The following is an 18,039-nucleotide window of genomic DNA, read 5'->3' on the forward strand; positions in this document are numbered from 1 at the left end:
CGAGTCATCCGGGGGCGGTCAGGCCAGGCGGGCGGGGGAGAGCATGGCGGCGGACAGACCGAACTGCTTGAGGTGCTCGGGCAGCGACTCACCGCGCACCAGCGCCGCGCTGGCCTGGCCCATCGCCGGCGAAGTCTGGATGCCGTAACCGCCCTGGGCCGCGACCCAGAACAGCCCCGGCACCTGCGGATCGAACCCGGACAACAAATCCCCATCGGCCACGAAGCTGCGCAGGCCGGCCCACGTACGGGTCGGGCGGCGGATGGTCAGGGTCGTCGCTTCTTCGATCTGGTAGATGCCCATGGCGATATCCAGTTCTTCCGGCTGCACGTCGTGCGGTTCGACGGGGTCGGCGTTGGCCGGCGAGCCGAGGAACATGCCGGCGTCGGGCTTCATGTAGAACGATTCGTCGAGGCTGACCAGCATCGGCCAGTGGTGAATGTCCACGCCTTCGGGGCCGGCGAAGATGAACGCGGCACGGCGTTTTGGTTGCAGGCCCAGCGTCCGGGCGCCGGCCAGGGCACCGATCTTGTCGGCCCAGGCGCCTGCCGCGTTGATCACGATGGGCGCGCTGAAGGTCTGGCCGTTGGTCTGCACTTGCCAGACGCCGTCGGCATCACGGCTAAGCCCGAGCACTTCGCGATCGGTCAGGACTTGCCCATTGTTGCGACGGATACCACGCAGATAGCCTTGGTGCAGAGCGTCGGTGTCGATGTCGCTGGCGGTCGGGTCGTAGATCGCGCCGTGGACTTTTTCCCGGCGCAGGATCGGCAGCCGCACGCAGGCTTCTTCCGCGCTGAGCAGTTGTATCTCCGGCACCGTGGCCTTGGCGCTGAGGTATTGATTGTTCAGTTCGGCGGCGTCACCGGTGAAATCCACAGTCATTTCGCCGCGCGGAGTCAGTAGCGGGTGTTCACAGAAGCCGCTGGGCGGGTGATCGAAAAACGCTCGGCTGGCCTGGGTCAGCGCCCGAACCTGCGGGGTTCCATAAGCGGCGGTGAACAGCGCGGCCGAACGTCCCGTTGAGTGATAGGCAGGGTGCGATTCGCGCTCCAGCACCACGACCTTGCCATGTTGCGACAGCCAGAAACCGGTGGACGCGCCGGCAATTCCGCCGCCGATGATGATGAAATCTGCATGACTCATGAAAATCTCCGGTGTCAGCGCTGCAATTGATAAACGGCGTTGGCCAGGGCGATGTCTTCCAGACCCAGACCGATGGAGCGGAAGAACACGTGACGGTCGTAACCCGGACGCTGCACTTTCTCGCTGAGCAGATCCGCGAGGTCACCGATGATCGCGCTGTTGTCCCAGCCATGCTGTTCGGTGGCGATCAGCATCTCGCCGGCCGAACCCGGTGTGGTCAGACGATAGTCGCAGAACACCTGCATGTCGTTGAGGCTCTGCGGCGGCACTTCGTGGGCGCGCGGTGCGTTGGTGCTGATCGAGGTGATCAGCGCCGGTTTGTTCAAGGTTGCCGGGTCGATCACAGGTCCTGCGGACGAGGTGCAGAGCATGATCACGTCTGCGTCGGCAATGGCGGCTTCGCGGCTGTCAGCGATGCTCACGCGCGGATCGAGGGTTTGCAGCAGGCGGGCGGTTGCCGGGTCTTCATTCAAGGTGGGCGAGTACACGCGGATGCTCTGCCATTCGCGCAACGTCTTGACGTAATGCAGGTGCGCCTGGGCGACCTTGCCGCTGCCGATGATCGCCAGGCGCGAGGCTTTCAAAGGGGCGAGGGCGTCGACGGCGACAGCTGTGGTTGCCGCCGTGCGTGCGGTGGTCAGTTCGCCAGCATCGCAGAGCAACAGCGGCTGGCCGGTCTGCATCGACATCAGCAGCGTCCACGCCGTCACCAGCGGGCCCTGTTCGCGAACGATGTACGGCGAGGTCTTGACCCCGTACACGCCGTCTTCGGCCAGCACGCCCAGATAGTTGATGAAGTCCCCGGCGCCCTGGGGGAATTCCACCAGTTGCTGCGCCGGTTGCACCGCGTGCCCGGCCGCCAGATCGCGGAACAGCTTGCGCAGGATCTGCGGCACATCGATCCGGGCCAGAAGCTCACGGGCCTGGGTTTGGTCGATCACGTAAGGCGTACTGGACATGTCGGACTCCGGAGACTGTATATAAACTAATTTGTCCATTATGGACTTTTAGTTTTATTGAACAATATCCGGGCGAAAAAAAAGCGCAGTCCGTTGCTGGCTGCGCTTCTCTTTATGGCGTCGCTTACTGTGGGCGCTTGCGCTCAACCGCCCGCAACAGATGCGTTGGTGGCGTTTCACAGCTGATCTTGCGACCGAGTTTTTCTTCGATGGACGGCAACTGATAGGAGTCGTCTTCACCGGCGAAGCTGATCGACACGCCATCGGCACCGGCCCGACCGGTACGGCCGATGCGGTGCACGTAGTCGTCCGGGACTTCCGGCAGGGTGAAGTTGATCACGTGGCTGATGCCGTCGATGTGAATGCCGCGACCGGCCACGTCGGTGGCGACCAGTACGCGGATCTTGCCTTCGCGGAAGCCTTCCAGCGTCTTGATCCGCTTGTGCTGCGGCACGTCGCCGGACAGTTGCGCGGCGTTGATGCCGTCGCGTACCAATCGTTCTTCGATGCGCCGCACTTCATCCTTGCGGTTGGCGAACACGATGACCCGCTCCCAGCCGTTGTCGTTGACCAGGTTGAAGAGCAGTTTGTATTTGTCAGCCCCGGCCACCGCGTAGATGTGCTGTTCGACGTTCTCGTTGGCCACGTTGGTGACTTCGATTTCGACGATGGCAGGGTCGGTGGTCCACTGCTTGGCGAGGTTCATCACGTCTTCGGTGAAGGTCGCGGAGAACAGCAGGGTCTGGCGTTCGCTTTTCGGCGGGGTCTGGCGAATGATCTGACGCACTTGCGGGATGAAGCCCATGTCGAGCATGCGGTCGGCTTCGTCCAGCACCATCACTTCGACCATGTCCAGGTGCACGTCGCCACGCTGGTTGAAGTCGAGCAGACGGCCCGGGGTGGCGACGAGGATGTCACAGTGGCGGGCTTCGAGGTGCTTGAGCTGCTTGTCGAAGTCCATGCCGCCGACGAACGTCATGACGTTGAGGCCGGTGTACTTGGTCAGGTCGGCGGCGTCCTTGGCGATCTGCACTACCAGTTCACGGGTCGGCGCGATGATCAGTGCCCGTGGCTCGCCCATGTAGCGCTCTTTCGGCGGCGGGGTCTGCAACAGCTGGGTGATGATCGAGATCAGGAACGCGGCGGTCTTGCCGGTACCTGTCTGGGCGCGGCCGATGGCGTCTTTGCCGGCGAGGGTGAAACCCAGCACCTGCGCCTGGATCGGCGTGCAATACGGGAAACCCAGGTCCTGGATGGCGTGCATCAGTTCCGGGGCGAGTTTGAAATCGTGGAAACGGGTCTTGCCTTCCTGTGGCTCGACGACGAAGTCTTCGAGTTTCCAGGGAATGACCGGCGCCTTGGGCTTCGGTTCGCGGCGTGGTTTGGCCGGTTTGGGTGTTTCGCTGCGGGCGCTTTCTGGAGCGGGAGCGGAAACAGCAGCGGGTGCCGGTTCGCGTTTCGGTGTGGCTACGGGAGCCTGGCGGTCCGCCGGTTTGGCATCGCTGCGATGACCGGGGGCGTGCGACGGCGCACTGGGAGCTGGCGCGAGCTGCTCAGCCTCGCTTTTTCCGAACATCTTCTTGAGTGCTTTGAGCACGGTCATCTCATCAATTGGTTAAGGAATGTACGCCGGCCAGTGTAATGCAAGAAACGGGCGCGGCGTAGTGGGATGATCAAAGGGGCCCGACCACTGGAAAATCGAGCCCCGGACGATCAGCGCAGGCGTTCGCTCAGCCACACGCCGATGTCGCGAATTTCTTCGGGTAACACTTCGTGCTCCATTGGGTATTCCTGCCATGTCACGGTGACACCATGGGCCTTGAGATACTCATACGCCGTGCGGCCCATCGAGTTTTGCACCACGTTGTCGAACTGGCCGTGCAGCGCCAGCACCGGAATCCGTTGCTGGCTGGCGGACAGCTCCAGTTCGTCGCTGAACGTCGGCGCGTAGGTCGACAACGCCAACACGCCGCCCAACGGCCCCTGCCATTTCAGAAACGCGGTGTGATAGACCACGGCGCCGCCCTGGGAAAATCCGGCAAGGAAAATCCGCGAAGCGTCTATTCCGCTGGCGCGCTGTTGTTCGATCAATTCGATGACGTGATCGGCGGACGCTTCCAGCTCATCGCGGTCGATGGCACGAGCTGGGCTCATCGCCTTGATGTCGTACCAGCTCGGCATGGCATAACCGCCATTTATTGTCACCGGGCGGGTCGGTGCCTGGGGCAAAACGAAGCGCGTGCTCAGCAGGCTTTCCTGCAAGGCCTCGGCCACCGGCAGAAAGTCATAGCGGTCGGCGCCGAGGCCGTGCAGCCAGATCACGCAGGCGTCGGCTGCCTTAACAGGCTGAAGAATCAAGGGCTCGGTCATGGCTGCTCCAAAAATGTGCGGGCGCTCTCATTAAGTGCGTGATTGGGGTGCGCGCCCGGCTGATCCGTTAAGAAGATGTCGCAAGGCTACAAGTTTTGCTATTGACCTGTCGCTCAATCGCTTCAGCGAGCGGTGTGGTACGGGCTTTGCTATGAGGTAGTCGTGCAATCGATCTCGCGCCTGGCGGTAACACTATCAGTGAACGCCCGGCGACGGGATAGCAAAGAATCCGGTGATGGATGTTCGCCAATGGCCGCAATGGGCTTCGCGAACGTGAAAGGGCTACAGCCCGTTCGGCCGACTGGTGAGAAGTGAGTTGTCCATGATGTGGATTTTCTCCTACTAGACTCATAGCGAAGGTCCTGCGTCGGTTGACCCCATAAAAAGCCAACACGGGTCAACAACGCCTCAAAAGGGTGCGACTGGACTCAAGCTCCGACACAACAAGAGCAAAACTGGAGGTTTGAATGAAGATGTTGAAATCCACTCTGGCGGTCGTGACTGCTGCAGCAGTCCTCGGCGTCAGCGGGTTCGCTCAGGCGGGTGCAACCCTGGATGCGGTACAGAAGAAAGGTTTCGTGCAGTGTGGCGTCAGCGACGGTCTGCCGGGCTTCTCCGTACCGGATTCGACCGGCAAGATCCTCGGCATCGACGCCGACGTCTGCCGTGCCGTGGCCGCTGCCGTGTTCGGCGATGCGACCAAGGTCAAGTTCAGTCAGTTGAACGCCAAGGAGCGTTTCACTGCTCTGCAGTCCGGCGAGATCGACATCCTGTCGCGCAACACCACCATGACCAGCTCCCGTGACGCGGGCATGGGCCTGAAATTCCCTGGCTTCATCACTTACTACGACGGCGTGGGCTTCCTGGCCAACAACAAGCTGGGCGTGAAAAGTGCCAAGGAACTCGACGGCGCGACCATCTGCATTCAAGCCGGTACCACCACCGAGCTGAACGTCTCCGATTACTTCCGCGCCAACGGCCTGAAGTACACCCCGATCACTTTCGACACCTCCGATGAAAGCGCCAAGTCGCTGGAATCCGGTCGTTGCGACGTGCTGACCTCCGACAAGTCCCAACTGTTCGCCCAGCGCAGCAAGCTGGCCTCGCCGAAGGACTACGTGGTTCTGCCGGAAACCATTTCCAAGGAACCTCTGGGCCCGGTCGTGCGTAACGGCGACGACGAGTGGCTGGCGATCGTTCGTTGGGTTGGCTACGCGCTGCTCAACGCTGAAGAAGCCGGCATCACTTCGAAAAACGTACTCGAAGAAGCCAAGTCCACCAAGAACCCGGACGTTGCCCGTCTGCTGGGTGGCGACGGCGAGTACGGCAAGGATCTGAAACTGCCGAAGGACTGGGTCGTGAAAATCGTTTCCCAGGTGGGTAACTACGGCGAAATCTTCGAGAAAAACCTCGGCAAGAGCACTCCGCTGGAAATCGACCGTGGCCTGAACGCGCTGTGGAACAACGGCGGCATTCAGTACGCACCACCAGTGCGCTAATGGTTCTATCACCCGGCGGGCCAACCGCCGGGTGATGTTCTGTTCCATTTCTTGCGGGGCACTTCATGCAAAATTCAATCGGCGCACCAAAGCAGAGGTTCAGCCTCAGCGATCCACGTGTGCGTGCGTGGCTATTCCAGATCATCACCGTTGTGGCGGTGGTCGCCATGGGCTGGTATCTGTTTGACAACACCCAGACCAACCTTCAGCACCGGGGCATCACGTCCGGGTTCAGCTTTCTGGAGCGCAGTGCCGGGTTCGGCATCGCTCAACACCTGATCTCCTACACCGAAGCGGACAGCTATGCCCGCGTGTTCGTGATCGGCCTGCTCAACACCTTGCTGGTGACCTTCATCGGCGTGATCCTGGCGACCCTGCTGGGCTTCATCATCGGTGTGGCGCGGCTGTCGCCGAACTGGATCATCAGCAAGCTGGCGACCGTGTATGTGGAAGTCTTCCGCAACATTCCGCCGCTGCTGCAAATCCTGTTCTGGTATTTCGCGGTGTTCCTGACCATGCCGGGGCCGCGCAACAGCCATAACTTCGGCGACACTTTCTTCGTCAGTAGCCGTGGCCTGAACATGCCGGCCGCGCAGATGGCCGACGGCTTCTGGGCGTTCGTGGTCAGTGTCGTGGTGGCCATCGTCGGCATCGTGCTGATGAGCCGCTGGGCCAACAAGCGCTTCGAGGAAACCGGCGAGCCGTTCCACAAGTTCTGGGTCGGCCTGGGAATCCTGCTGGTCATTCCGACGCTGTGTGCGCTGATCTTCGGCGCGCCGCTGCATTGGGAAATGCCGAAGCTGCAAGGCTTCAACTTCGTCGGCGGCTGGGTGCTGATCCCGGAACTGCTGGCCCTGACCCTGGCCCTGACCGTGTACACCGCGGCGTTCATCGCCGAGATCGTGCGTTCGGGGATCAAGTCGGTCAGCCATGGCCAGACCGAAGCGGCCCGTTCCCTCGGCCTGCGCAACGGCCCGACCCTGCGCAAGGTGATCATTCCGCAAGCGCTGCGCGTGATCATTCCGCCGCTGACCAGCCAATACCTGAACCTGGCGAAGAACTCCTCGCTGGCGGCCGGTATCGGTTACCCGGAAATGGTTTCGCTGTTCGCCGGCACCGTGCTGAACCAGACCGGTCAGGCGATCGAAGTCATTGCCATCACCATGAGCGTGTACCTGGCGATCAGTATCAGCATTTCCCTGCTGATGAACTGGTACAACAAGCGCATTGCGCTGATCGAGCGGTAAGGAATAGCGCATGAGTACTCATACTTTCAAACCCGACATGCCACCGCCGGCCAAGGTCTTCGGCCCGATGGCGTGGATACGCGCGAACATGTTCTCCAGCTGGCTCAACACCCTGCTGACCCTGTTTGCGTTCTACCTGATCTACCTGGTGATTCCGCCACTGCTCAGCTGGGCGATCTTCGATGCCAACTGGGTCGGCACTACCCGCGCCGACTGCACCAAGGCGGGCGCTTGCTGGGTATTCATCGAGCAACGTTTCGGTCAGTTCATGTACGGCTACTATCCGGCGGATCTGCGCTGGCGCGTGGACCTGACCGTGTGGCTGGCGGTCATCGGTGTGGCTCCGCTGTTCATCAAGCGCGTGCCGCGTAAAGCGGTATACGGGCTGAGCTTCCTGGTGGTGTATCCGATTGTTGCCTGGTGCCTGCTGCATGGCGGCGTGTTCGGCCTGAGCGCCGTTGCCACCAGCCAGTGGGGCGGCCTGATGCTGACCCTGGTGATTGCCACCGTCGGCATCGCCGGCGCGTTGCCGCTGGGGATCATGCTGGCGCTGGGACGGCGTTCGAACATGCCGGCCATTCGTGTGGTCTGCGTGACGTTCATCGAGTTCTGGCGCGGCGTGCCGCTGATCACTGTGCTGTTCATGTCTTCGGTGATGCTGCCGCTGTTCCTGCCTGAAGGCATGAACTTCGACAAGCTGCTGCGGGCGCTGATCGGCGTGATCCTGTTCCAGTCGGCCTACGTCGCCGAAGTGGTGCGCGGCGGTCTGCAAGCGATCCCCAAAGGTCAGTACGAAGCCGCTGCCGCGATGGGCCTCGGTTACTGGCGCGCCATGGGCCTGGTGATTCTGCCGCAAGCCCTGAAGCTGGTGATTCCCGGCATCGTCAACACCTTCATCGCGCTGTTCAAGGACACCAGCCTGGTGATCATCATCGGCCTCTTTGACCTGCTCAACAGCGTCAAACAAGCCGCTGCCGATCCGAAATGGCTGGGCATGGCCACCGAAGGCTACGTGTTCGCCGCCCTGGTGTTCTGGATTTTCTGTTTTGGTATGTCGCGCTATTCCATGCATCTGGAACGCAAGCTCGACACTGGCCACAAGCGTTAGGAGTTTTTTCGATGAGCGAAGCAATCAAAAAGCCAGTGGGCCCTGAAGGCATCATTCAGATGCAGGGCGTGAACAAGTGGTACGGCCAGTTCCACGTGCTGAAAGACATCAACCTCAACGTCAAGCAGGGCGAGCGTATCGTGCTGTGCGGCCCGTCGGGTTCCGGCAAGTCCACCACCATCCGCTGTCTGAACCGTCTGGAAGAACACCAGCAGGGCCGCATCGTGGTCGATGGCGTGGAGCTGACCAACGACCTCAAGCAGATCGAAGCGATCCGTCGTGAAGTCGGCATGGTGTTCCAGCACTTCAACCTGTTCCCGCACCTGACCATTCTGCAGAACTGCACCCTGGCGCCGATGTGGGTGCGCAAGATGCCCAAGCGCAAGGCCGAGGAAATCGCCATGCATTATCTGGAACGCGTACGCATTCCGGAGCAGGCGCACAAGTTCCCCGGGCAACTGTCCGGCGGTCAGCAACAGCGTGTGGCGATTGCTCGCGCGCTGTGCATGAAACCGAAAATCATGCTGTTCGACGAACCGACCTCGGCGCTCGACCCGGAGATGGTGAAAGAAGTTCTGGACACCATGATCGGCCTGGCCGAAGACGGCATGACGATGCTCTGCGTGACCCACGAAATGGGCTTCGCCCGCACCGTGGCCAACCGCGTGATCTTCATGGACAAAGGCGAAATCGTCGAGCAGGCGGCACCAAACGACTTCTTCGACAATCCGCAGAATGAGCGGACGAAGTTGTTCTTGAGTCAGATTCTGCATTGATATCTGATGCATAAAACCAACCCGGCCTTGTGCCGGGTTTGTTTTTTGGGGATCAGGACACGGTGAGGGTTTCGTGTTCTTTGTGGACGGTGTGCGTGAAGCCTCTCAAGTCTGCCCCTTCACCGAGAGACTTTGCATCGGTCAGCAAGTACGGGTAACGATCCAACAGTCGCATCAGCAGTATCAGTGCTTTGGGCGGCAATATTTCGCCGCGCTCGTAGCGAGAGAAAGCGTTATGTCCACCACCCGACAATAATTGCACCGTCTCTTTTTGCGTAAGGTGCAATTTTCGACGGATACGCCTCATCTCGTCACCGATCATTTGCCTGGCAGCGAATACCAGTTCATCCCCTGCTTCCCCAAAACGTTCTGCGCTGTCAGTGTCGAAGTCCCACTCAACCTCACCGCACTTCTGGCACTCCCAGCCAGAAAGATTATCTACACGGCGCTCCATGCCTTTGACACTCAAGGTTTCGGCGCGACCCTCGAAATGCCTCATTCCCTCACGTGCACCGCAGCTGACACATTGCTGGGTTTTCATGGGTTTTTCTCCTTGAAGGAAATTACCGGTGGGCCGCCTGGGCGGTAGGTCACCTTGATGTAAATCTCCTGATCTTGTGAAGTGATGTGATACACGTCCTGCCAGACTCGATGATCGTCATAAGTGGTCATGGATTTGTACAACATCCTGTTCTGTAACTCGAAAACGATCTCTTGCATCTCTCTGAAGCTAAAGCCGAGCTTCTCACCGGATTTTGCCGAAGACCTGGTGAAGGCTTTTTTGCCAAGTCGCCTGACCTCAGCCTTGATCACCACCAAGTCGTAATGGGGTGTGTTCTTTTCCATAAGAAACCAAAACCCTATCCTTGAAATTACCCTTAAAGGGTAATTTTGACCAATCGAAAATCCCGCTTCATTTGCCTCCTAATCAACCTAGGTGGTTGCCGTCCTACACGGAGCTGACTAACATGTCAGAAAATTCATCCCATGATTGGATGAAAGGGCGAATCCTATGTCAGACATTTCTCCACTCATTAAGCGATCCCTGGTCGATCAGGCCCTGGATCTATTGCGACAGCGCATCACCGACGGCACCTGGCAGGTCGGTCAGCGCTTGCCGACAGAGCCCGAGCTGTGTGCCGAACTCGGTATCAGCCGTAACACCGTGCGCGAGGCGATGCGGGTGCTGGCGTTTTCCGGATTGATCGAGATCCGTCAGGGCGATGGCAGTTATCTGCGGGCGGTGGTCGATCCGATGGACACGCTCAAGGCGCTGTCCAAGTGCTCACTGGATCAGGCTCGGGAAACCCGGCACATCCTTGAAGTCGAAGCCATCGGTCTGGCGGCGTTGCGCCGCACCGATGAGGATCTGGCGGGCCTGCGCGAGGCGCTTGGCGTTGCCGGCAGCCACTATCACGGCGATCTCGACAGCTACATCGCCTGTGACCTGGTGTTTCACCGCCGCCTGGTGGACGCCGCGCACAACCCGACGCTCAGCGAGCTGTATCGCTATTTTTCCAGCATTGTCGGCGCGCAATTGCGCCAGACCCTGAACATCGTCCCTCGTCGACAGGAAGTCTTCGATTTGCACATCGCCCTGTTCGAAGCCGTCGAACAGCGGGATCCGGAACGGGCCAAAGCCCTGTCGAGGCAATTGATCAATGAACCCTGAAACCGAGAAAACCATGTCCCGCCCTGAAGCCGTCAACGCCCCGAAGCGCACCGCCGAACTGGAGGAGTTGCTGATCGATGCCGAGGCCGACGACGAGCAGGTGCAGCAAAGTCATCCGCTGGTACGTCGCCCATGGCTGTTGCTGTTGGGCCTGATTCTGGTGGCGCTGAACCTGCGCCCGGCGCTGTCGAGCATGGCGCCGCTGCTCAGTGACGTGTCGAAAAGCCTTGGCTTGTCCGCCGCTCAGGCGGGGTTGCTGACGACGTTGCCGGTGTTGTGCCTCGGTCTGTTCGCCCCTTTGGCTCCGGTGCTGGCGCGACGTTTCGGTGCCGAGCGGGTGGTGCTGGGGATTCTTCTGACACTGGCCGGCGGCATCATCCTGCGCAGCAACTTCGGTGAAATCGGTCTGTTCGCCGGCAGCGTGCTGGGTGGCGCGAGTATCGGCATCATCGGCGTCTTGCTGCCCGGTATCGTCAAACGCGACTTCGCCAAGCACGCCGGCACCATGACCGGTGTCTACACTATGGCCCTGTGCCTGGGCGCGGCGATGGCGGCGGGTTCGAGCGTACCGTTGAGCGAACACTTCGATCACAGCTGGGCCATGGGCCTCGGCTTCTGGGTGATTCCGGCGCTGGTTGCTGCGGTGTTCTGGCTGCCGCAAATCGGTCAGAAGCATGGTGCACACAATGTTGCCTACCGGGTGCGCGGCTTGCTGCGTGATCCGCTCGCCTGGCAGGTGACCTTGTACATGGGCCTGCAATCGTCGCTGGCTTACATTGTGTTTGGCTGGTTGCCGTCGATTCTGATTGGACGCGGGCTGACGCCGACCCAGGCCGGTCTGGTGCTGTCCGGTTCGGTGATCATCCAGCTTGCCAGTTCCCTGGCAGCGCCGTGGCTGGCTACGCGTGGCAAGGATCAACGGCTGGCGATCGTGGTGGTGATGGCACTGACCCTCTGCGGTCTGTTCGGATGTCTCTACGCGCCGATCGAAGGGCTGTGGGGCTGGGCGATCCTGCTGGGCCTGGGGCAGGGCGGTACGTTCAGTCTGGCGTTGACCCTGATCGTGCTGCGCTCGCGCGATTCCCATGTCGCAGCGAACCTGTCGAGCATGTCCCAGGGTTTTGGCTACACCCTCGCGTCCATGGGGCCGTTCGCGGTCGGCGTGGTGCATGACTGGACCGGCGGCTGGAACGCCGTGGGCTGGATCTTCGGCATCGTCGGTGCGGGTGCGATCCTTGCCGGCCTCGGTGCCGGGCGCGCGCTTTACGTGCAGGTCGAAAGCGAAAAGGTCTGACGCGCACACACTGTCGGTATTCGGAATGCGAATGCCGATAGTGTTTCGGGCGTTTGCGGATTATCGTGCTGGCAATCTGTACCTTTCCTGGAGATTGCCCATGAGTGAAGAAGCCCACAGCGCGTTGATCACCCGTTTCTATCAGGCTTTCCAACGCCTCGACGCCGAGGCCATGGCCGCCTGCTACACCGACGACGTGGTGTTCAGCGATCCGGCCTTCGGCGAACTGCGCGGCCGCGATGCCGGCGACATGTGGCGCATGCTCACCACTCGGGCCAAGGACTTCTCCCTGACTTTCGATAACGTCCGCGCCGACGAGCGCAGCGGCGGCGCCCACTGGGTGGCGACTTACCTGTTCAGTCAGACCGGCAACATCGTGATCAACGACATCCAGGCACGCTTCGTCTTTCGCGACGGCAAGATCTGCGAACATCACGACCACTTTGATCTGTGGCGCTGGTCCCGTCAGGCTTTGGGTTTCAAAGGCCTGCTACTGGGCTGGACGCCACTGGTGCGCAACGCAGTCCGCGCCCAGGCGCTGAAAGGGCTGAAGGCATTTCAGGCGAGTCGCTGATAAGATCGCAGCCTGTTCCTCACGCGCCTTTATTTTCCCGTGACCAGCCTCAGCGAAAATCCTCTCGAAGCCGACGTTCCAGTGAGCAAATCCTGGTTCGTCTACCTCGTGCGCGCCGCCAATGGTTCGCTGTACTGCGGGATCAGCGATGATCCCGTGCGCCGCTTCGCCAAGCACCAGAGCGGCAAGGGCGCGCGATTCTTTCTGTCCAGCCCGGCGATGGCGCTGGTCTATACCGAGCTGTGCCGCGACAAGAGTGATGCGTTGCGTCAGGAGCGGTTGATCAAGAAGCTGCGCAAGAGCGCGAAGGAATGCCTGGTGGCGTCTTATCGGCCTGATTGATCAGGTGTTTGCGAGCGGTAGAAATCACTGCACGTTGAAGCGGTGTCCTCAGACAAACGACAGGCGAAAAAAAACCGCCTTTGCGGGGCGGTTTTTTCTGTAAGCCTCGGTTTGCGGCCGGGTTTACTGCGTCTCACTGGACACACTAGCGTGGACGAAGATTATTCGTCTTTATGCCATCGAGCAAGTCTAAAAGCACTCGTTCAGAAAAATGCGTTTTTTGATTCATTTGTTTAAGCAGTGTGTCAGAAACCCGATTACGATCTGTCCGCTCGCATGACAGTGCAACTAATGAGGTCTGGCCGATTGGCGTAACGGTTTAATGCCCTCTGACACGGAGTTGCTCCCGTGCCGGAATGATTTTTCAGAGGGTGTCACAACCGGCCGCCTCACTGGACACACTAGCGTGTCTTCCGAAGGCGTACGTGGTCCGGTAAGCACGCTGGAGGTTTGGCCCCCAACCGGAGGCCAAAACGTATGAAGCTTTTGCTACGTACTCTGAGCCTCGTATGGAGGTCGTTCAAAGCGTTTCGCTTTTACGAGTTCCTGCGAGATCACTTCGATGACCTGATGTAAGGATTGTCGATGTGAGAACAACCGTCTCGGTTTCGGCTGAGGCGGTTTTTTCATCCTGGAGTTTTCGGTCGTCTTATCAACCTGACTGATCAGTTCCCATCAGCCGGATCCGTAGGCCGCCAACGAATTGCGCGCTAAGCTGCTGATTCACTTTCTGTGCGGCGGAGCCGAGCATGTCCGAGTTGATTCTGCATCATTACCCGACCTCTCCATTCGCCGAAAAGGCCCGGCTGCTGTTGGGTTTCAAGGGTTTGTCCTGGCGTTCGGTGCACATCTCGCCGGTGATGCCGAAACCTGACCTGACCGCCCTGACCGGGGGCTACCGCAAGACCCCGGTGCTGCAGATCGGCGCCGACATCTATTGCGACACGGCGCTGATCGCCCGTCGCCTTGAGCAGGAGAAGGCCCAGCCTTCGTTCTTCCCGGAAGGTCAGGAGATGATTGCCGCCAGTTTCGCCGCCTGGGCCGATTCGGTGGTGTTCCAGCATGCGGTGAGCCTGGTGTTTCAGCCAGAGTCGGTGGCGGTGCGTTTCGGCAAGTTGCCGCCGGAAGCGATCAAGGCGTTTCTGGCCGATCGTGCCGGGCTGTTCAGCGGTGGCAGCGCGACCAGACTGTCGGCCGAGCAGGCCAAACATCAATGGCCGACCATCATGGCGCGCCTGGAGCAGCAGTTGCAGCGCGAGGACGGAGACTTCCTGTTCGGTGAGCCATCGATTGCCGACTTCGCCATGGCGCATCCGCTGTGGTTCCTCAAGGCTACGCACGTCACCGCACCGCTGGTGGATGACTACCCTGCAGTGTCAGCGTGGCTCGGGCGGGTGCTGGGCTTCGGTCACGGTGCAGCCAGCGCCATGAGTTCCGAAGAAGCGCTGGAGGTTGCTCGCCATTCGATGCCGGCGACTTTGCCTGATGAGCAGTTTGTCGATCCGAACGGATTTGCAGCGGGTCAGCAGGTCGTGATCGCGGCTACTGATTACGGCGTTGATCCGGTCGCCGGGGAACTGGTATTTGCCGGTCGTGAAGAGCTGATCCTGCGCCGTGAAGATGAACGCGGTGGTGTGGTGCATGTGCACTTCCCGCGTTTCGGTTTCCGTATCGAGAAACGCTGAAACAAATGAGGGAGCTCAATGGCTCCCTCGTTCATTTCAGTGCAGCAAGAATTTCGTCCGGATCAAACCCGCGAATCAACGTGCCATTGACGTCGATCAGCGGAATCCCGCGCCCGCCCAGCGCTTCGTACGCCTTGCGCGCCTCGGCGTCCTTCTCGATATCGAATTCCTGGAACGCAATCCCTTTCTGATCGAGAAAGCGCTTGGTCTGCTTGCAGTAACCGCACCAGTCCGTGGTGTACAGCACGACTTTGGCGTTGGCGCGGACCTGCTCGGACGCCATCTGCGACGGGTTGAACACCCGCTCGATCTTGCCCCAGTTCTGATAGACCACGACCACCAGCAGAACCAGTGCGACCTTTTTCAGCACATTGCCCAGCATCAGTTGCGGCGCTTCAGCTGATCGGTGAGCGAGGTTGGCAGGCCTTTGATGACCAGCGTGCCGGCTTCTTCGTCGTATTCGATCTTCGAGCCCAGCAGGTGCGCCTCGAAGCTGATCGACAGGCCTTCGGCGCGGCCGGTGAAGCGCCGGAACTGGTTGAGCGTGCGCTTATCCGCCGGGATCTCCGGCGACAGGCCGTAATCCTTGTTGCGGATGTGGTCGTAGAAGGCCTTCGGGCGTTCTTCGTCGATCAGCTCCGAGAGTTCCTCCAGGCCCATCGGTTCGCCGAGCTTGGCCTGGCTGCTGGCGTAGTCGACCAGGGTCTTGGTCTTCTCGCGGGCGGAATCTTCCGGCAGGTCTTCGCTCTCGACGAAGTCGCTGAAAGCCTTGAGCAGCGTACGGGTCTCGCCCGGGCCGTCGACGCCTTCCTGGCAGCCGATGAAGTCGCGGAAGTATTCCGAGACCTTCTTGCCGTTCTTGCCCTTGATGAACGAAATGTACTGCTTGGACTGCTTGTTGTTCTGCCACTCGGAGACGTTGATCCGCGCCGCCAGGTGCAGTTGACCAAGGTCGAGGTGGCGCGACGGGGTCACGTCCAGTTGATCGGTCACGGCCACGCCTTCACTGTGGTGCAGCAGGGCGATGGCCAGGTAATCGGTCATACCTTGCTGGTAGTGGGCGAATAGTACGTGGCCGCCGACGGAGAGGTTCGACTCTTCCATCAGCTTTTGCAGATGCTCGACCGCGACTTTGCTGAACGCGGTGAAGTCCTTGCCGCCTTCCATGTATTCCTTCAGCCAGCCGCTGAACGGAAACGCACCGGACTCCGGATGAAACAACCCCCAGGCTTTGCCCTGTTTGGCGTTATAGCTCTCGTTGAGGTCGGCGAGCATGTTCTCGATGGCGGCGGATTCGGCCAGTTCAGAGTCACGGGCGTGCAGAACGGCGGGCGTGCCATCGGGTTTTTTGTCGATCAGGTGGACGATGCAATGACGGATCGGCATGGGCTTCTCGGCAAGTGGAAGGGAGGAGGGCGGGCTCCCCCGAAAAAGCGCCCAGTGTACCGCAACCACTGGTTTTGGCGCGGGCTGAAGGGCAATTCGGGGTCATGGGGTGGCGCTTATGCATTTATTTACCGATTTAGCGCAATAAACCTGACCATTTGGCTAGCTAGAGGCGGATATTTCCTTGTCTCTGTGCTAGTTTTGCCCGGTCTTACGCGTAGTCACTGCGTTAAGCGTGCATTCAGCATTTGTCAGGTCGAACCAAACCCTGATTTCGGCATCTATAACCCCGACTCGTCGTGGTTATCGCCGAGGGTGCCAGATCCAGAAGATCGGGCTCGATGGCTGACACTGCACTCTGCAATCCATATGAATTTGATAGGGAAGGAACACTACATGGCTCTTACTAAAGACCAACTGATCGCCGACATCGCTGAAGCTATCGACGCGCCGAAAACCACCGCGCGTAACGCTCTGGACCAACTGGGCCAAATCGTTGCTGATCAGCTGGAAAACGGCGGCGAAATCACCTTGCCAGGTATCGGCAAGCTGAAAGTGACCGAGCGTCCTGCCCGCACTGGCCGTAACCCATCGACTGGCGCTGCCATCGAAATCCCTGCCAAGAAAGTGATCAAGCTGGTTGTGGCCAAAGGCCTGACCGACGCTGTGAACAAGTAAGACGCAGCGATAAAAAAACCGTGCGCCGGAGTGATCCGGGCACGGTTTTTTTGTGCCTGCCGATTGTGATTCAGCAGAAGTGGCGGCTGCTTTGCGATCAAGCGCCGCCCCAGTTGAAACGTATTACTTGCGAACCCAGCGTTCGCGACGCCAGATCTGCTGCTCGGACTTGGTCTGGAAGGTCCAGGCGACGAAGCGGCTCTGCTTCTGGCCCTGGGACATTTCCACTACCTGGCTTTCCAGCGCGCCGACCTTTTTCAGCGCGGTTTCGATGGCAGGCAGGTTCGAGGCTTTCGAGACCAGGGTGCTGAACCACAATACCTTGTGCGCAAAGTTCGCACTTTCGGCGATCAGTTGCGTCACGAAGCGCGCTTCGCCGCCTTCACACCACAACTCGGCTGATTGACCGCCAAAGTTCAGCACCGGCAATTTGCGTTTCGGATCGGCCTTGCCGAGGGCGCGCCACTTACGCTCGCTGCCCTTGGTGGCCTCTTCCATCGACGCGTGGAACGGCGGGTTGCACATGGTCAGGTCAAAACGCTCGCCGGGCTCCAGCAGGCCGATCAGGATGTGCTTGCGGTTCTCTTGCTGGCGCAGCTTGATGACCTTGTTCAAGTCGTTGGACTGGACGATGGCTGTTGCGGCAGCCACGGCCGTCGGGTCGATTTCCGAGCCCAGGAAGTGCCAGCGGTATTCGCTGTTACCGATCAGCGGATACACGCAGTTGGCACCCATGCCGATGTCCAGCACGTTGACGATGGCGCCGCGTGGAACCACGCCGTCGTTGTTGCTGGCCAGCAGGTCAGCCAGGAAGTGCACGTAATCGGCACGACCCGGTACTGGCGGGCAGAGGTAATCGGCCGGGATGTCCCAATGCTGGATGCCGTAGAACGACTTGAGCAACGCCCGGTTGAACACGCGCACCGCGTCGGGGCTGGCGAAGTCGATGCTTTCCTTGCCGTACGGGTTGGTGATCACGAACTTCGCCAGCTCCGGCGTAGTTTTGATCAACGCCGGGAAGTCGTAACGACCCTGATGGCGATTGCGCGGGTGCAGGCTGGCCTCTTTGCGCGGCTCCACGGGCTTGGCCGGGGTAGCGGAGTCAGGCTTCTTGCGCGCGGGGCGAGGTGTGCGGGGGGCGTTCATGGGCGTGGTCGATTCGGGTATGGCTGAAAGTGGCGGCTATTGTCCCACAGGGAACCGGGTTGTAGGCCGGAAAAGTGCCGTGTCTAGTCCTGAAATAGGTTTACACCTGTTTCACTCCAGCGCCCGATGCATCGCATCGGGCGTTTTGTATTTCAAA

Annotated in this window: 19 protein-coding genes; 10 read left to right on the forward strand and 9 right to left on the reverse strand. The window is 60.1% G+C overall.

Annotated features, from left to right (window positions below; all coding sequences use genetic code 11):
* Positions 1-18: 18 nt before the first annotated feature.
* The 4 genes from AC1RR7_RS20045 to AC1RR7_RS20060 form a co-directional block, all read right to left on the reverse strand.
* Positions 19-1,146 carry an NAD(P)/FAD-dependent oxidoreductase gene (locus AC1RR7_RS20045; RefSeq protein WP_273536100.1) on the reverse strand — a complete coding sequence of 376 codons (1,128 nt, stop codon included), beginning with the start codon at positions 1,144-1,146 and terminating at the stop codon, positions 19-21.
* 14 nt (positions 1,147-1,160) lie between these two features.
* On the reverse strand, positions 1,161-2,105 hold the full coding sequence (locus tag AC1RR7_RS20050) for an ornithine cyclodeaminase family protein (protein ID WP_096819176.1): 945 nt from the start codon (positions 2,103-2,105) through the stop codon (positions 1,161-1,163).
* Between the two features lie 124 nt (positions 2,106-2,229).
* Positions 2,230-3,708, reverse strand: a complete 1,479-nt coding sequence (rhlB, locus tag AC1RR7_RS20055; RefSeq protein WP_096819178.1) for an ATP-dependent RNA helicase RhlB — start codon at positions 3,706-3,708, stop codon at positions 2,230-2,232.
* A gap of 110 nt (positions 3,709-3,818) precedes the next feature.
* Positions 3,819-4,475, reverse strand: coding sequence for an alpha/beta hydrolase (locus AC1RR7_RS20060; protein WP_192559848.1), 657 nt, complete (start codon positions 4,473-4,475; stop codon positions 3,819-3,821).
* Between the two features lie 467 nt (positions 4,476-4,942).
* Here AC1RR7_RS20060 and AC1RR7_RS20065 point away from each other — a divergent pair, with 467 nt between their 5' ends.
* The 4 genes from AC1RR7_RS20065 to AC1RR7_RS20080 all read left to right on the forward strand — a co-directional run bounded on the left by AC1RR7_RS20065 (position 4,943) and on the right by AC1RR7_RS20080 (position 9,105).
* The gene (locus AC1RR7_RS20065; RefSeq protein WP_096819182.1) at positions 4,943-5,974 is read left to right on the forward strand and encodes an amino acid ABC transporter substrate-binding protein; all 1,032 of its coding nucleotides are present in this window, start codon (positions 4,943-4,945) and stop codon (positions 5,972-5,974) included.
* A gap of 65 nt (positions 5,975-6,039) precedes the next feature.
* Positions 6,040-7,221, forward strand: coding sequence for an amino acid ABC transporter permease (locus AC1RR7_RS20070; protein ID WP_102619510.1), 1,182 nt, complete (start codon positions 6,040-6,042; stop codon positions 7,219-7,221).
* 10 nt (positions 7,222-7,231) lie between these two features.
* Positions 7,232-8,329: an amino acid ABC transporter permease gene (locus AC1RR7_RS20075; protein WP_096819186.1), complete on the forward strand. Its 1,098-nt coding sequence runs from the start codon at positions 7,232-7,234 to the stop codon at positions 8,327-8,329.
* Between the two features lie 11 nt (positions 8,330-8,340).
* Positions 8,341-9,105 (forward strand): amino acid ABC transporter ATP-binding protein, encoded by a 765-nt coding sequence (locus AC1RR7_RS20080; RefSeq protein ID WP_008080191.1) that lies wholly within the window; start codon positions 8,341-8,343, stop codon positions 9,103-9,105.
* Positions 9,106-9,157: 52 nt separating this feature from the next.
* On the opposite strand, the gene AC1RR7_RS20085 is transcribed toward AC1RR7_RS20080, so the two are convergent.
* Both AC1RR7_RS20085 and AC1RR7_RS20090 read right to left on the reverse strand, forming a co-directional pair.
* On the reverse strand, positions 9,158-9,646 hold the full coding sequence (locus tag AC1RR7_RS20085; RefSeq protein WP_085711682.1) for a type II toxin-antitoxin system MqsA family antitoxin: 489 nt from the start codon (positions 9,644-9,646) through the stop codon (positions 9,158-9,160).
* Positions 9,643-9,951, reverse strand: coding sequence for a type II toxin-antitoxin system MqsR family toxin (locus AC1RR7_RS20090; RefSeq protein ID WP_085711681.1), 309 nt, complete (start codon positions 9,949-9,951; stop codon positions 9,643-9,645). Before AC1RR7_RS20090 ends, AC1RR7_RS20085 begins: the two co-directional genes overlap by 4 nt.
* A gap of 166 nt (positions 9,952-10,117) precedes the next feature.
* Here AC1RR7_RS20090 and AC1RR7_RS20095 point away from each other — a divergent pair, with 166 nt between their 5' ends.
* The 5 genes from AC1RR7_RS20095 (at position 10,118) to AC1RR7_RS20115 (ending at position 14,672) form a co-directional block, all read left to right on the forward strand.
* Positions 10,118-10,777: a FadR/GntR family transcriptional regulator gene (locus AC1RR7_RS20095; protein WP_096819192.1), complete on the forward strand. Its 660-nt coding sequence runs from the start codon at positions 10,118-10,120 to the stop codon at positions 10,775-10,777.
* Complete coding sequence (locus tag AC1RR7_RS20100; RefSeq protein ID WP_493158266.1) at positions 10,767-12,071, forward strand: CynX/NimT family MFS transporter; 1,305 nt, start codon at positions 10,767-10,769, stop codon at positions 12,069-12,071. Before AC1RR7_RS20095 ends, AC1RR7_RS20100 begins: the two co-directional genes overlap by 11 nt.
* 100 nt (positions 12,072-12,171) lie before the next feature.
* Positions 12,172-12,645, forward strand: coding sequence for a nuclear transport factor 2 family protein (locus AC1RR7_RS20105; protein ID WP_085608154.1), 474 nt, complete (start codon positions 12,172-12,174; stop codon positions 12,643-12,645).
* Positions 12,646-12,684: 39 nt separating this feature from the next.
* The gene (locus tag AC1RR7_RS20110) at positions 12,685-12,987 is read left to right on the forward strand and encodes a GIY-YIG nuclease family protein (RefSeq protein ID WP_273541213.1); all 303 of its coding nucleotides are present in this window, start codon (positions 12,685-12,687) and stop codon (positions 12,985-12,987) included.
* 749 nt (positions 12,988-13,736) lie between these two features.
* The gene (locus AC1RR7_RS20115) at positions 13,737-14,672 is read left to right on the forward strand and encodes a glutathione S-transferase family protein (protein ID WP_102619513.1); all 936 of its coding nucleotides are present in this window, start codon (positions 13,737-13,739) and stop codon (positions 14,670-14,672) included.
* A 31-nt stretch (positions 14,673-14,703) separates the two neighbouring features.
* Here the strand turns inward: AC1RR7_RS20115 and AC1RR7_RS20120 are convergent, their stop codons facing one another.
* Positions 14,704-15,054 carry a glutaredoxin family protein gene (locus tag AC1RR7_RS20120; RefSeq protein WP_273541209.1) on the reverse strand — a complete coding sequence of 117 codons (351 nt, stop codon included), beginning with the start codon at positions 15,052-15,054 and terminating at the stop codon, positions 14,704-14,706.
* Complete coding sequence (gene yejK / locus AC1RR7_RS20125) at positions 15,054-16,058, reverse strand: nucleoid-associated protein YejK (protein WP_007957356.1); 1,005 nt, start codon at positions 16,056-16,058, stop codon at positions 15,054-15,056. The genes AC1RR7_RS20120 and yejK overlap by 1 nt, the downstream gene beginning before the upstream one ends.
* A 396-nt stretch (positions 16,059-16,454) precedes the next feature.
* Here yejK and AC1RR7_RS20130 point away from each other — a divergent pair, with 396 nt between their 5' ends.
* Complete coding sequence (locus AC1RR7_RS20130; RefSeq protein ID WP_003221909.1) at positions 16,455-16,736, forward strand: HU family DNA-binding protein; 282 nt, start codon at positions 16,455-16,457, stop codon at positions 16,734-16,736.
* Between the two features lie 123 nt (positions 16,737-16,859).
* Here the strand turns inward: AC1RR7_RS20130 and rlmF are convergent, their stop codons facing one another.
* A complete protein-coding gene (gene rlmF, locus AC1RR7_RS20135) occupies positions 16,860-17,882 on the reverse strand; it encodes a 23S rRNA (adenine(1618)-N(6))-methyltransferase RlmF (RefSeq protein WP_096819200.1) in 1,023 nt (340 codons plus the stop codon).
* Positions 17,883-18,039 lie beyond the last annotated feature (157 nt).

It is taken from the genome of Pseudomonas sp. GW821-FHT11G12, assembly GCF_058808055.1.

Excerpts from the sequence above, each read along its gene's own strand:
- AC1RR7_RS20060 (WP_192559848.1), bottom strand. The coding sequence starts at position 4,475 with ATGACCGAGCCCTTGATTCTTCAGCCTGTTAAGGCAGCCGACGCCTGC.
- AC1RR7_RS20065 (WP_096819182.1), top strand. The coding sequence starts at position 4,943 with ATGAAGATGTTGAAATCCACTCTGGCGGTCGTGACTGCTGCAGCAGTC.
- AC1RR7_RS20130 (WP_003221909.1), top strand. The coding sequence starts at position 16,455 with ATGGCTCTTACTAAAGACCAACTGATCGCCGACATCGCTGAAGCTATC.
- AC1RR7_RS20080 (WP_008080191.1), top strand. The coding sequence starts at position 8,341 with ATGAGCGAAGCAATCAAAAAGCCAGTGGGCCCTGAAGGCATCATTCAG.
- AC1RR7_RS20070 (WP_102619510.1), top strand. The coding sequence starts at position 6,040 with ATGCAAAATTCAATCGGCGCACCAAAGCAGAGGTTCAGCCTCAGCGAT.
- AC1RR7_RS20115 (WP_102619513.1), top strand. The coding sequence starts at position 13,737 with ATGTCCGAGTTGATTCTGCATCATTACCCGACCTCTCCATTCGCCGAA.
- rhlB (WP_096819178.1), bottom strand. The coding sequence starts at position 3,708 with ATGACCGTGCTCAAAGCACTCAAGAAGATGTTCGGAAAAAGCGAGGCT.
- AC1RR7_RS20045 (WP_273536100.1), bottom strand. The coding sequence starts at position 1,146 with ATGAGTCATGCAGATTTCATCATCATCGGCGGCGGAATTGCCGGCGCG.
- AC1RR7_RS20085 (WP_085711682.1), bottom strand. The coding sequence starts at position 9,646 with ATGAAAACCCAGCAATGTGTCAGCTGCGGTGCACGTGAGGGAATGAGG.
- rlmF (WP_096819200.1), bottom strand. The coding sequence starts at position 17,882 with ATGAACGCCCCCCGCACACCTCGCCCCGCGCGCAAGAAGCCTGACTCC.
- AC1RR7_RS20105 (WP_085608154.1), top strand. The coding sequence starts at position 12,172 with ATGAGTGAAGAAGCCCACAGCGCGTTGATCACCCGTTTCTATCAGGCT.
- AC1RR7_RS20090 (WP_085711681.1), bottom strand. The coding sequence starts at position 9,951 with ATGGAAAAGAACACACCCCATTACGACTTGGTGGTGATCAAGGCTGAG.
- AC1RR7_RS20100 (WP_493158266.1), top strand. The coding sequence starts at position 10,767 with ATGAACCCTGAAACCGAGAAAACCATGTCCCGCCCTGAAGCCGTCAAC.
- AC1RR7_RS20075 (WP_096819186.1), top strand. The coding sequence starts at position 7,232 with ATGAGTACTCATACTTTCAAACCCGACATGCCACCGCCGGCCAAGGTC.
- yejK (WP_007957356.1), bottom strand. The coding sequence starts at position 16,058 with ATGCCGATCCGTCATTGCATCGTCCACCTGATCGACAAAAAACCCGAT.
- AC1RR7_RS20120 (WP_273541209.1), bottom strand. The coding sequence starts at position 15,054 with ATGCTGGGCAATGTGCTGAAAAAGGTCGCACTGGTTCTGCTGGTGGTC.
- AC1RR7_RS20095 (WP_096819192.1), top strand. The coding sequence starts at position 10,118 with ATGTCAGACATTTCTCCACTCATTAAGCGATCCCTGGTCGATCAGGCC.
- AC1RR7_RS20050 (WP_096819176.1), bottom strand. The coding sequence starts at position 2,105 with ATGTCCAGTACGCCTTACGTGATCGACCAAACCCAGGCCCGTGAGCTT.